This window comes from Paenibacillus sp. SSG-1 (assembly GCF_002224835.1).
Classification (GTDB): Bacteria; Bacillota; Bacilli; order Paenibacillales; family Paenibacillaceae; genus Paenibacillus_AQ; species Paenibacillus_AQ favisporus.
Genome location: NZ_MBRK01000001.1, coordinates 6002272 through 6015820, shown reverse-complemented (window position 1 = coordinate 6015820; position 13549 = coordinate 6002272). Strand labels below are relative to the sequence as shown.

The 13549-nt window shown below is 56.0% G+C and carries 10 protein-coding genes; 6 read left to right on the top strand and 4 right to left on the bottom strand.

What is annotated here, in order from left to right; genetic code table 11:
- The first annotated feature begins 325 nt into the window (after positions 1-325).
- The 6 genes from BCV73_RS27480 to BCV73_RS27455 all read left to right on the top strand — a co-directional run bounded on the left by BCV73_RS27480 (position 326) and on the right by BCV73_RS27455 (position 8129).
- Positions 326-2011 (top strand): sensor histidine kinase, encoded by a 1686-nt coding sequence (locus BCV73_RS27480; RefSeq protein WP_343220185.1) that lies wholly within the window; start codon positions 326-328, stop codon positions 2009-2011.
- The gene (locus BCV73_RS27475; RefSeq protein WP_076173022.1) at positions 1989-2807 is read left to right on the top strand and encodes a response regulator transcription factor; all 819 of its coding nucleotides are present in this window, start codon (positions 1989-1991) and stop codon (positions 2805-2807) included. Before BCV73_RS27480 ends, BCV73_RS27475 begins: the two co-directional genes overlap by 23 nt.
- 356 nt (positions 2808-3163) lie before the next feature.
- Complete coding sequence (locus BCV73_RS27470; RefSeq protein ID WP_089549275.1) at positions 3164-4498, top strand: ABC transporter substrate-binding protein; 1335 nt, start codon at positions 3164-3166, stop codon at positions 4496-4498.
- A gap of 194 nt (positions 4499-4692) precedes the next feature.
- A complete protein-coding gene (locus tag BCV73_RS27465) occupies positions 4693-5571 on the top strand; it encodes a carbohydrate ABC transporter permease (protein ID WP_089550428.1) in 879 nt (292 codons plus the stop codon).
- A 26-nt stretch (positions 5572-5597) separates the two neighbouring features.
- Positions 5598-6431: a carbohydrate ABC transporter permease gene (locus tag BCV73_RS27460; protein ID WP_076173020.1), complete on the top strand. Its 834-nt coding sequence runs from the start codon at positions 5598-5600 to the stop codon at positions 6429-6431.
- A 414-nt stretch (positions 6432-6845) separates the two neighbouring features.
- Positions 6846-8129 (top strand): multidrug effflux MFS transporter, encoded by a 1284-nt coding sequence (locus BCV73_RS27455; protein ID WP_089549274.1) that lies wholly within the window; start codon positions 6846-6848, stop codon positions 8127-8129.
- A gap of 234 nt (positions 8130-8363) precedes the next feature.
- On the opposite strand, the gene BCV73_RS27450 is transcribed toward BCV73_RS27455, so the two are convergent.
- The 4 genes from BCV73_RS27450 to BCV73_RS27435 form a co-directional block, all read right to left on the bottom strand.
- The gene (locus BCV73_RS27450; protein ID WP_089549273.1) at positions 8364-9689 is read right to left on the bottom strand and encodes a 6-phospho-beta-glucosidase; all 1326 of its coding nucleotides are present in this window, start codon (positions 9687-9689) and stop codon (positions 8364-8366) included.
- A gap of 12 nt (positions 9690-9701) precedes the next feature.
- Positions 9702-10691 carry an N-acetylglucosamine kinase gene (locus BCV73_RS27445; RefSeq protein WP_089549272.1) on the bottom strand — a complete coding sequence of 330 codons (990 nt, stop codon included), beginning with the start codon at positions 10689-10691 and terminating at the stop codon, positions 9702-9704.
- A 70-nt stretch (positions 10692-10761) separates the two neighbouring features.
- Positions 10762-11760: a LacI family DNA-binding transcriptional regulator gene (locus BCV73_RS27440; RefSeq protein WP_089549271.1), complete on the bottom strand. Its 999-nt coding sequence runs from the start codon at positions 11758-11760 to the stop codon at positions 10762-10764.
- Between the two features lie 269 nt (positions 11761-12029).
- The gene (locus tag BCV73_RS27435) at positions 12030-13415 is read right to left on the bottom strand and encodes an ABC transporter substrate-binding protein (protein ID WP_076173015.1); all 1386 of its coding nucleotides are present in this window, start codon (positions 13413-13415) and stop codon (positions 12030-12032) included.
- Positions 13416-13549 lie beyond the last annotated feature (134 nt).

The following is a 13549-nucleotide window of genomic DNA, read 5'->3' as shown; positions in this document are numbered from 1 at the left end:
ATAAAGGCGCTTCCGCGCATCCCCGGACTGGGCAGCTGCCTGGTCTGTGGATGCCGTATAACGCGGTTCAGCTATCATGAGTTTACGCCGGTAGGGTTTTTCTTCTGATCTTTCGTGCTTTGTTCGGAATTTATGCAACATGTCTTTGAAAGCGCAATCATTCGTATATACAATAACATTACGAAATTCACACTTGGAAAAAGAGGGTGATTCGCATATGAGATCCTGGCTCCTCACGCGCTTTCCCCCGCTACACTCGATTGTCGTGCAGCTCTTCCTCTTCTTTTTCTTCGGGATGACGCTTCCTGTCCTTATAGGAGGTTTTTTGTCCTACCACAAATCGTCCTTGATCGTTGAACAGCAGGTCAGCAAGGTGGCCGCGCTAACGATCGTGCAGGTCAGCGACAAGCTGAATATGTTTTTCAAGAAACTGGATGACTCCTCGATGATGGTATTAAACAGCAAAATCGTCCACAACATTTTGGAGCAAAGGCAGGGCGACAACGCCTATGAAACGACGCTCAAGGTGAAGGACGGTAAAGATATGCTGACCTCGATTATGATCAATTCACCGGAAATTCTCGATATTTATATTTTTGATGTCAAAGGCAAAAACTCGGTGCTCAGCGCAGACTCGCTCATGTCGATTCCGAATCAGTGGGATTCCGACTGGTACAAAGCCATTTTGAAGGCGAACGGCAATACCGTATGGTTTGGGCTCTCCGAAACCTCATACCTGAAAAAGACCGGGATGGGCTTCCCGGTGTTTGGTCTCGGTAGGGCCATCCGCAGCTGGGAGACCGGCGAAATTATCGGGGTCATGTTTGTCGAGGTGATGGGAAACGTGCTGATCGATGAGCTGAACCGCGTTCAATTCGGCGATACGGGATACGTCTACATCGTCAACGACCGGAATCAGTATTTCTACCATCCCGATCCGGACGAGTACGGCCAAACGTCGAAGCTGCCGCTGCCGGCCCGGAAGACGCAGCTGCGCGAAGGACGGCGGAATACGCTGATGATTCCCGAGCTGCTCGACAACGACTGGCGCGTCGTCGGCGTCGTGCCGCTGGAGGAGATGACAGCCGATTCGGCCAGCATCCGCAACCTGACGGTGTTAATTACCCTCTGCTCGATCGTGCTGGCGATCGGCATGGGCTACTACGTTACACGCAGAATCGGAAATCCGCTCGTCAACTTGAGCCGCTTGATGCGCAAAGGGGAAGCCGGCGACCTGACCATCCGCAGCCGCAGCGTCGGACGCAACGAAATCGGCCAGCTGGGCCGCAGCTTTAACAAGATGATCGAACAGATCGAGCTGCTCATCGAGCGGATTGCCAAGGAGGAATCCGAGAAGAAGAAGGCCGAAATCCGGGCGCTTCGGTACCAGATCAATCCGCATTTTCTGTACAACACGCTGAATTCGATCCGCTGGCTGGCCAAGCTGAACCGTACGAACGATGTCGACCAGGCCGTCACCTCGCTCGTCCAGCTGCTCGAGGTCAGTATGGGGCGCAGCGGCGTCTTTATCCAGTTAGGCGAGGAGCTGGACCTGCTGCAGAAATACATGGTCATTCAAGGGTACCGGTATGACAATGCCATCACCCTGCGTATCGATTGTCCCGATGAGCTGGAGCAAATTCCGATTCCGCGCATGCTGCTGCAGCCGATCGTGGAGAACGCGGTCTTCCACGGTATCGCGCCCAAAGACGAACCAGGCACGATTGAGATCCGCGCGCGGCAAGAGGGGGAGGAGATCATCGTCAGCATCGCCGACGACGGTGTAGGTATGAGCGAAGAGCGGCTGGCCCACATCTTCGCCGACGAGCGTGCCCATCATCACCGGGGGATGACCAACATCGGTCTGCGCCATGTGCACCAAACGATCCGGCTGTATTACGGCAGCGGATACGGGGTCAGCGTGACCAGCGAGCTCATGCAGGGGACGGAGGTCACGATTACTTTTTCGAATTTAAAGGGGGATCAGGATGTACAAAGTGCTGTTGGTTGATGATGAAGCCATCGCAAGAATGGGGATTCGGTCTACTTTTGAATGGGAAGTCAACGGATTCGAGCTGGTGGGAGAAGCCTCCAACGGCCAGCGGGCGATGAAATGGGTCGAAAGCAAGGAGATCGACATTCTGATTACCGATATTGCCATGCCGGTCATGGATGGGCTTGAGCTGGCGCGCAGGACCAGGGAAATCTGTCCTTGGGTCAAGGTGCTCCTGCTCAGCTGCCATAGCGACTTCGAGTACGTCCGCGAGGGGATCCGGCTGGGTGCCTTTGACTATATTTTAAAGCCGATGCTGAGTGCGGAATCGCTGAAAACGGTGCTGTACGAAATGCGCCACAGCCTGCAGAAGGAGAAGGAGGATCACCGCATTCTGGAGCAGTACAAAGAAAAAAACAGCGCAGATCCGGCGGTTGCCGTGATGCCGCTGCCCCTCCCTGCGGATTGTCCGCCTCCGGATAAATCGCTGCACCAACGGATCGTCCAGCAGGCGGTCGAGTATATTTCGGAGCATTTTACAGAGTCGATCTCTCTGCAGCAGGTTGCCGACAAGGTGTGCGTCAGCCGCAACTACTTCAGTGAAATGTTCAAGCGGGTCACCGGACACAATTTCATCGATTACTTGATTACGCTGCGGGTGAACCGGGCCAAGGAGCTTCTGCAAAATCCAACGCTGAAGGTATATGAGGTCGCGGAGATGTCCGGCTTCAATGATACCAAGCATTTCAGCAAGCAGTTCAAAAAGGTCGTTGGACTGACGCCGGCGGAGTTCCAGGGCATGCCGCGCAGATAAGGTGCTTCTTACGATATATAAGCTGAACTAAAGAATAGGATGCAGGGCAAGGGAGTAAAACGATTCCGAAGAAGCGAAGCGGTCGCATTTGGCTTTCGGATTTCTGCCTTAAGTAGGATCATCAATCAAGAAATCCGAAAACAAGAGCGATCGTAGGAACTTTTTACGTACTTGCCCCTATCATCCATTTGGAATAGTTCAACTTATATAGTTCAAAAACACAGGAAAACATGACACGATTTCGGAAATATGTGCCGTTCAAAAGGCGAAGGGCGCCGTTTTATAATAATCACGTAAGCGTTTTCACACCAAGGTGCTAATCCGATGACTACTCTTTTGAATGGGGGAGTAAAGAAATGAAGAAGCTCAGAAAGTCCTTGCTAGCGGTAGTATTGTTGGCGTCGGTTGTGCTGCAGGCATGCGGATCGGGTGGCGGCAGCGGCGATAACCAGGGAGCGGTGTCGGAAGACGGCAAAGGCAGCGGGGAGAAGGTCAAGATTAAATGGGCGACCTGGGGAAATCCCGGAGAGCTGACCCGCTTCCAGGAGTTTACGAAGGATTTCAACAAGAGGCATCCCGACATCGAGGCGGAGCTGATTCCGATTCCGGGGGAATACGACCAGAAAATTTTGACACAGCTGACGGGAGGAACCGCTCCTGACGTGTTTTATGCCGGCGATGGCTTCGTCGTGAAGCTGATTGAGAACAAGAGCATTGAGGAAATGACGCCGAGAATGACGGCGGCAGACAGCAAAATCAAACCGGACGACTACTTCGAAGGGCTGTGGGGCGCGGCCAAGCGTGACGGCAAGATCTACGGGGTGCCGGTCGACTGCAATCCGATGGTGCTGTGGTACAACAAGAAAGTGCTGAATGACGCGGGAATTACGGAGATGCCGGCCGACCTTCAGGCGAAGGGTCAATGGACCTGGGACGCGTTCAAAGGCATGGTGGAAAAAATCCGCGACTCGAAAAAGTACGGTTACGTGCTGGATAACTCCTGGAACAGCTATTACAGCTGGGTAACGTCCAACGGCGGCAAAGTTTACGACGACAATGGCAAGTTCATCGGCTATGACGATCCAAAGTCGAAGGAAGCGTTCCAGTTCCTGTACGATAACGTGAAGGAGAAAAATATTACGTTTGCCGGTACGCTGCCGAAGGGGCAGGGCGGTGACGCCATGTTTATGTCCAACCAAGTCGGATTCGTCGGAGCCGGACGCTGGTATCTGCCGCTGTTCAAGAAAAACTCCAGCCTGGAGTATGATGTCGTGACCTGGCCGACGAACACCGGGAACAAGATTGAACCGGCCGGAATTCCGACGGCATTCCTGGTCATGAACAGCGCATCGAAGCATAAAGACGCCGCCTATACCTTCTACTCCGAATTCCTGAGCTCAGATGGCCAGAAGTTCCGTCTGCAAGGCGGGGGGAATGCCGTACCGTCCGTTCAAGGCGTGGATGACGTCGTTCTGGAAGGCAATCTGCCGGAGCATGCGCAGCTGTTCCTCGATGCCCGTGAGGTAGGTTATTCGCTGACGCCGTTCGAGGCCGGCATCCCAGGATTGAGCACGGATATTACTTCCAAGTTCGAGGCATTGTGGCTCAAGAACGGCGAGTTGGACGCATCGCTCAAAGACATTCAAGAAATGGCCAACAAAAAAATCGACGATTATAAAAGCGGCAAATAACGAAGGTCCGGAGGGAAGGAGCGCAGGGCACAGCGCAGCGTTCCTTCCCTCTTTCCATGCCGGCCGGCGGCTGGCGGCCAGCGCTTCATAAGGCGTAATTCGCAAGAGGAAGGTGGATGTTTATGCAGAATCAGACGGCCGATCGAACGGCTTCTGCGCCGGCCTTGCAGCCGGACAACAAACGGAAGACCGCTATGACGAGCAGGACATCGGATGGCATATGGGGCTACGTCTTTATTTTCCCCCAATTGGTCGGACTGCTGCTGTTCTCCTTAATTCCCCTGATTTCGGCTTTCGTGCTCAGCATGATGAAATGGGACGGGATGGGGGAGAAGCAGTTTGTCGGACTGGATAACTTCATCAACACGTTCAAGGATGAGGATTTCCGGATCGCCGTGGTCAACACGCTGTATTATACGGTGCTAACCGTGCCTACGGGCATTATTCTGGCGATGCTCATCGCGGTGGGCCTGAACCGGGTACAAGGCAAGCTGATCTACAGACTCATTTATTTTATGCCGAACATTACGATGTCCGTGGCGGTCGCCGTCGTCTTTATGTGGCTGTTTAACGCCGATTTCGGGTTGATCAACCTGTATTTGAAGGAATGGTTCGGGATCGACGGTCCCCGCTGGCTGACCGACACGCGGTTTGTCATGCCGTCGATCGCCATGCTCAGCGTGTGGATGGGGCTTGGCGGGAATATGGTCTTGTTCCTGGCCGGGCTGCAGGGCATATCCGCCAGCTATTACGAAGCGGCACAGATTGACGGCGCCAGCAAATGGCAGCAGTTTGTCAATATAACCGTTCCGCTGCTGTCTCCGACGACCTTTTTCGTGACGATTATGACGATCATCGGTTCGTTTCAGGTGTTCGATCAGTCGTTCGTCATGACCTCCGGCGGGCCCGCGAAAGCGAGCTATACGATCGTGTTCCATATTTACGATTCGGCGTTCGTGGACTTTACGTTCGGGAAAAGCACGGCGACCGCAGTCATTTTGTTCATCATGATCTTGGCGCTGACGCTGTTCCAAATGAAAATGTCCAAACGCTGGGTCCATTACGAGGACTAGAATCGACCGGATAAGGAGGAGAACGCATGCAGACCAGAGGACTTCGTTTGTCCACCGTCCTGCTTCACATTATATTGCTGATCGGCGCGTGCATTATGGCATTGCCGTTTGTTTGGATGCTGCTCAGCTCGCTCAAAGATCTGTCTCAAGTTTTTATCGTGCCGCCCAAATGGATTCCCGATCCGTTCGTGTGGTCCAATTTCAAAACCTCGTTAACGGCTTTGCCCTTCGGAAGGGCGTATTTCAACAGCTTCTATATCAACATCATCGTCGTTGCTTCGCAGCTGTTCACCTGCTCGATGGCGGCTTACGCGTTTGCCAAGATCCGCTTTCCTTTCCGGGAGCCCCTCTTCGTCCTGTTTCTGGCGACGATGATGGTGCCGGGGCAAGTCACGATCATTCCCCTGTATTTGATGATGAAAAGCATCGGCTGGCTGGACTCGCACTTGTCGATCATTGTGCCCGCCGCGCTGTTTAACGCCTTCGGCGTGTTTCTGCTGCGTCAGTTTTTCAGAGGCATTCCGAAGGAGATGGAGGAGGCCGCCATCGTGGACGGTGCCAACCGCTGGACGATTTATGCGCGGATCATGCTGCCCCTGGTGAAGCCGGCTTTGTCGGCGCTCGGCATTTTCACGTTCCTCGGCATGTGGAACAGCTTCTTCTATCCACTCATTTTCCTGAACACTCCCGAAAAATTCACCGTCCCGATGATGCTGAACCTGTACCGCGGCATGTATTCCACGGACTGGACGCTCATGATGGCCGGCGCCTCGATTGCGCTGATTCCGGTGCTGATTGTGTATATTATCGGCCAGCGGTATATCATCGAAGGCGTAACGCTATCCGGGATTAAGGGTTAATGGGTTGTGTTTATGTTTGGAGATAAGAAAGCATTAACTTCCCGGGCAAAACTTCTTTATTTCGCAGGTAAAAACTTCCGCTAAACGCGGTTGGTCTTCTTAGAAAAGATGTCGTTAAACGTGTTTGTTAGCAAGTCGCCGCAGCGTGGCCAAATTTCTTTGGCCAGGCTGTTTTTCTTTGTAGACGTAAGCTGCCAGAAAGGCGGGGTGAACGAGCGCCAAGGACATGGGGATAGCGGTATGGGGAGACGGTTGAAGGGGAGGGCATGCTTCTGGAAATATAGGCAAGCCGCTCATTTTGCGGGGGAAATATGATACTCTATACTTTAGTTCAATCTTTCTAGTGAAGAGAATTTACTTTATAAGGGCCATGCATCGGAGCAGGGAACACAGAGGAGGAACAAGATAGAACTTATGAATAAACGTTCACATACGGATGCGAAGGCAGGCGGCTCTGCGGCCGCAGCTGCTTCCGGACCGGGCGCGAACCGGGTCTGGATGATTATTGTGCTGGGGGCGCTGTCGGCCTTCGGTCCGTTTTCGCTTGATATGTATTTGCCGTCTTTGCCGGAAATGGCCAAGTCGATGCACACGACGGCCTCGCTGACCCAGCTCAGCTTGACGTCCTGCCTCATCGGGCTTGCGGTAGGCCAGCTGCTGGCGGGGCCAATCAGCGATGTGAGAGGACGCCGCACACCGCTGATGATCGGGATGGTGGTGTACGGGGTTTCGTCGCTGCTGTGCGCCTTCAGCCCGTCGATTGAGCTGCTGATTCTGCTGCGGTTTATCCAGGGCATTGCCGGCTCGGCGGGCATTGTCATTTCGAGAGCGATCGTCCGGGATATGTATTCCGGGAGCGAGCTGACCAAGTTTTTCTCCATGCTGATGCTGGTGAACGGGGCGGCGCCGATTCTGTCGCCGATCCTGGGCGGGCAGCTGCTTCAGGTGACTTCGTGGCGCGGCGTATTTATCGTGCTGACCGCCATCGGGGTCGCCATGCTGCTGGCCGTCATGCTCGGGCTGCCGGAAACGCTGGCGCCCGGCAACCGCTCCGGCGGCGGGACGCTGGGCACGGTGAAGACGTTCGGCAAGCTGCTGCGCGACGGCAAGTTCATGGGCCTGGCGCTCAGCTCGGGCTTCATATCGGCCGCGATGTTTGCCTACATTTCCGGCTCGCCGTTCGTACTGCAGGAAATCTACGGGGTATCCCCGCAAATGTTCAGCGTGATCTTCGCCACGAACGGGCTCGGGATCATTATCGCGGGGCAGATCACCGGCCGGTTGGCCGGACGCGTCAGCGAGAAAAAGCTGCTCGTGACCGGCATTACCCTGGCGACGATCGGCGGCGTGCTGCTGCTGATCCTGCTCGCTGCCGGGGCAGGCCTTGCGGCGATCCTGCCGCCGCTGTTCGTGGTCGTATCCTGCGTCGGCATCGTCGGAACCGCAGGTTCCTCGCTGGCTCTGCAGGATTACGGCCGCTCCGCAGGCAGCGCCTCGGCGCTGCTCGGGCTGCTCTCCTACATCTTCGGCGGGATCGTCAGCCCGCTCGTAGGCATCGGAGGCAGCACCTCGGCCCTGCCGATGGGCATCGTCATCGCCTGCGCGGACGTCGGCGCCGTGCTGTGCTACGTGCTGCTGGTGCGCCGGCACACGCGTGCCAGCCAAGCCGGCTCGGCGGACGCCTCGGCAGGGCTGTGACGCCGGGATCGCTGCGGGGCATGGCCGGGAGGCGGCCACCGGGCCGCCTTCACTGCGTGCCGCTGCGCGGCGCGGACTGAAAAAAACCTTGAACGGGAACGTGCCGTTCAAGGTTTTTTTGTGTGCTTTGCAGCGGAAGTAATGCCAATCTGCATTTATTTTGGGGGAAAAGGAAAAGGGCTTTTCCGCAGACAGGCGTCACGATCATCCGCTCATCCCTTGAGATCCTCTGGCTCAGGGATGAGCCGGTGTTTTCCCGAAAAACTGCGGCAAGTATTCTTTGTTGGCCTCCAGCATCTCATCCAGCATCTTGATCGCTACTTCGACCGACGGCACAAGCGGGTGATGGGCCAGCGCTTGGATCGCCAGCCCGCGGTCACCGGTGACCGCGGCGTCGATGGCGAGCTGCTCATAGGTTTTGACGGCCTGGATCAGGCCGACGGCCATCCGCGGGATGCGCGTCACAGGCAGCGGGAGCGGCCCGTTCTTCGTTACGACGCAGTTGACCTCAATGCTGGCGTCCTCGGGCAGGAACGGCAGTGTCCCGCGGTTGGCCACGTTCAGCGTCTGGATGTCATTGGTGCCGTTATAGAGCGACCGCATCAGGTTGACGGCGGCTTCGGAGTAGAAGGCGCCGCCGCGCTGTTCCAGCTGCTTCGGCTTCTCCTTCAGATCCGGGTCGCTGTACAGCTCGAACAGCTCCTCTTCGACCCGCTTCACGACCTCGGCGCGGTTGATGCCCTGATGGAAGGACTCGAGCTGCTCTTCCAGCATCGCGTCCGTCATGTAAAAATATTTTAAATAATAGGAAGGCAGGGCGCGCAGCGACTGCAGGAACTCGGGATTCCATTCGCGGGCCGGCACATTCGAAGCGCTGTAGCCGGCGGTATCGGCGAGCAGTTCATCGAGTTTGTCTTCGCCTTCGACATCGACGCGGGTGACCCAGTGAAGATGATTCAGACCCACAAACTCAGCGTAGACCCGGTCAGGAGCGACCTGGTATTTGGCGGAAGTTTGCTTGATCAGGCCGATGGGCGCGTTGCATAACCCGATGCTGCGAACGTTGGAATACTTCAGGATGGCTTCGGTGACCATGCCGGCCGGGTTGGTAAAGTTAAGCAGCCAGGCGTTTGGCGCCAGCTCCTCCATATCCCGGCAAATATCGAGCAGGACCGGGATCGTCCGCAGCGCCTTCATCATGCCGCCGGGACCGGTCGTTTCCTGACCGATGACCCCGTACTTGAGCGGAATTGATTCGTCGCGTCCCCGGGCATCCAGCATGCCTACGCGCATTTGGGTGCTGACGAAGTCGGCGCCCTCGATCGCTTTGCGGCGGTCGGTGGTTAAATGCACTTCGATCGGCAGCCCGGATTTCTCAACCATCCGCTTCGCCAGGCTGCCGACGATGTTCAGCTTCCGGAGACCTGGCTCGATATCGACGAGCCACAGCTCGCGGACCGGAAGCTCGCGGTGATGCAGGATAAACCCTTCCACCAGCTCCGGCGTATACGAGGAGCCCCCGCCGATTACAGCTATTTTCAACCCCTGCTTTGAAGTCATGATCCTTCACTCCTATCGGGTAGTTTGGTGAATATGTTCAAAATCGCGGAACAGCCGCATCTGATCATAGACCTGTTCCGGAATCGTTAGACCGTCCGCCTCCATAGCCGCCCACACGGCGCCGACGACCGGCTCCGTCGCGAGCGTCACGACCGAGGCCGCTGGTGCAACGGCTCGGACGGCCTGCTCAATCGGGCCGCGGATCCATCCGCGGTCACCCCGCGTCAGGAGGCTGCCGGCAAGCACCACATCAAAGGCCTCGTTCTCCATACCGAGCCTGCGGATGACGGCAGCGGCCGATTTGCCGAGCTCCACACCTTGGCGGTTCAAAATTTCCAGCGCCACCGCATCCTGGCCGGCAGCAGCTGCAAACAGCAGGCGTGCGGCGTCTACCGGCACGCTGCGCTGGTTGTCGTAGAAATCGTCGAACATCTCGCCGACGGTATCGTAGCCCAGCAGGGACAACAGCAGCTGCGTCAGCTGCGTCGGCTGCTCGCGTCCGTCCCAGGCGCGGATGACGGAGCGGAACACCTCGATGTTCAGGGCTCCGCCTCCGCCAAAATCGCCGTACATGTAATCGAAGCCGCCGCACTGCACATGCTCGCCTTGCGGATTCCGGCCGGCGGCATTGGTGCCTGTGCCGCAGATGAGGGCGACCCCGTACGGCCGCTTCGTCCCGGCCCGGAGTCCGATGACGGTATCACAGTCGACCGAATAATCCGTGAAGCCCATATTTCGGATCATGGGATGCAGGATCCGGTAGTCCGGCTCACGGTCGGCTCCCGCCAGGCCGAAAAAGGTGTGGCGGATGTCCGCAAGCTGCAGCCCGGCGTCGGCGATGGCACCGAAAGCGGCGCTCCGGATGCTCTCGGCGGCCACGGCGGCGTCAATCTGGTGATTCCCGTTGCCGCTTTGGCCTTTGCCGAGCACTTGCCCCTGCTCGTCGGTGAGCAGGGCATAGGTTTTGGTGCCTCCCCCGTCGATTCCCAAATAGTAAGCCAATAGTCGTCACTCCTATATGATCAATTCATGCTTTTGCTGTACATGATGATCCGGAGCCGGGTAACTAAAGTCAGGCTCGACGCCCAGGAACGGACGACTCCCGGACGATGAGCTCCGGATCGATTTTTAAGTTGGCTCCGCGCTTCATCGTACCGTCGATCCGCTTCAGCAGCATGTCGGCTGCGGCGATGCCGATCCGGTCTGCCGGCTGGCGTACCGTCGTCAGATACGGATGAAGCTGGGAGGATATTGTCTGGTCGTCGTAGCCAACGACGGCTACCTGGCCGGGCACCTGAACGCCCGCTTCCATCAGCGCGTTCACCACGCCGAGGGCGATATTGTCGTCGCCGGCGAATACCGCTTGCGGAAGCTCCCCTTCCTTTAGCCACCGTACGGCCGTTTCATAGCCGAACCCGATTTCAAAGTCTCCGTTTACGATTTCAAAGGGGGCAAGCCCCCGCTCTGACAGCGCCTGCATAAATCCGTCGCGTCTCTCCCGGGTGCTTCGGAACATCTCCTGTCCGCATAAATGGGCGATGGACGTATATCCGTTATCAAGCAGATGGCTTGCTGCCGCATAGCCGCCCTTGAAGTTGTCGATCGTCACCGAGAAATTGTCGTTTTCCGGCTTCTGATTGTCGATCAGTACGTATGGAATGCCGCGTTTTTTCAATTCCACGATATAGTTGTCTTCTTCCATGGGGGAGAGCAGAATGAGCCCGTCCACCCGGTCCTCCTGAATCAGGTAATGGCTCTCGTCCGAACCGATGCCCGTCGATACCGAAATGGCCAGGTAGTAGCCGTGAAGCGCTAACACTTCGTTCAGCTCTTTGACAACGGCATCGAAGAAGGAATCCTGAAGGGTCGTTACAATAAGGCCGATGATGCCGGTTTTTCCGCGGGCAAGGCTCCGGGCGGCGGCGTTCGGGTGGTATCCCAGCTCTTTGATCGCATCGAGCACTTTCTGCCGGTTTTTTTCCCGGACGGTTTCGGCTCCGTTCAACACACGGGATACCGTTACAACGGACAGTCCTGATTTTTTGGCAACGTCAAAAATACTTACTTTCATCTCTCATTTCTCCTTGGGCAGATTTTTCCGAACCTATAAACTTATCCCTAGTATACATGGACGGAAGTCTGTCCGCGAAGCATGGGATGGCATAAACCGGATACCGCCCCGCAGAGGACGGCATCCGATCGCCGATACGCCGTAAAAAGGTATACCGAATTGAATTGAATCGAATATCTACATTATAAAATGATGGCCCGCTCCACCGAGGAGGACATTTTTACGATGGAAGGGGAAATTTCTCTATTTATGTTCCACAAACTTTCCGTTTACCGCTTGATGATCTCCTGCAGCTTCTTCTGAATCGTCGGCATAACCTCTTCCACCGTCTTATGCCCGCTTTCGATCGGCTGCATCTCGTTAATGAACATGTCGTTGATTTGCGAGTAGTTTGTGATCAGGTGGTTATAGGACTCGAAACCGTATTTAATGGCGCCTTCGTATACGTTCTTAATATCCTGCGGGTCGACGCCCTCAAAATGTTGGTAATAAGCTTCTGCTGCCTGTGTGTTGACTGGCGGGTTGCCTCCGCTGAGCTCGATGGATTTCTCCTGCACGTCGGCGGTAACCAGATACTTGATCCATTCAAAGGCTTCCTTCGGATGCTTGGAACCTTTCAGGATCATGAGCGGATCGACGTACAGCGTGCTGCGCACCTTGTCGTTGCCGCCCCAAGGCACAGCCGCTACGCCCACTTTGAACGGAAAATCGTTGGCCCCGGCCAGGTTCCACGAACCGCCGACGGACATGCCGATTTTGCCGGCGACGAAGGGATCACCGTTCTGACCGGCGACGCTCTTGCTCCACTCGGTCGTCGGGGAGACCTTCTCTTTGAAAATCAAACCGAACAGCTTGTTATACGCCGCCATCACTTCCGGCGAATCGAAATGGGTAGCGGAAGGAACGCCGCCGTTGGTCCAGGTGTCTTCCGAATAAGGCTCGGCCCCGAAGTAGAGAGGGCGGTTATCGCGCTCAGCCCAGGTAAAGTCCACGCCGTACTGGGTTTTGGCGATGTCGTCCGAAATAACGGTCAGCTTCTTGGCGTCTTCGACCATTTTGTCGAACGTCCAGCTCTTGTCCTCATAATCGCTTGGCGGATAAGGCACTTTCGCCGCGTCGAACATATCCTTGTTGTAGAGCATCAGCGTGACATACATATTGACCGGAATGCCGTAAGTGCGGTCCTTTACCTTGTAGATGCTCATCAGGTTGTCCGGAATGCCGTAATCTCCCGCCTTAAAGCCGTCCTCCTGGATGATGTCCGTCAGATCCAGCAGCATATCCTTGTTGTAGTATTCCGCAAAGCCGCCATAGCCGTAATGGCTGGTGACGTCCGGGGACTTGCCGCCGGCGATCAGCGTCTGCAGCTTGCTGTCAAACTGCTCGTAAGGCGCTTTTTCGACCTTGACCTTAATATTCGGGTGCTTTGCTTCAAAGTCGGGAATCAGTTTTTCGACGAACGTGCGGTCTTCCGAGTCGATCGTGTAGTGGGTAATCGTCACAGTGCCGCCTTTATCGCCCCCTGCGGAGCTCTCGCCTCCTGAAACCACATCGCCCGCCGATTTGCCGCCGCTGCAGCCGGACAGCGCGGCCGCAACCAGCATTAGCGTCGTCAGAAGAAGGGCAAAACCTGATCTTTTCCTGTTCTTGTTCATGAACCGATACCTCCATTGCCTTCATGTAATGGGTGCTGCTGCTGTCTGAACTTGTTGAAGTAAAGGCCGGCTTGCTAGTCCTGTGGGGAAGGTGCTTGCTGCATGCCGGCTTCGACCGCGCCCCGGTGGGGCTT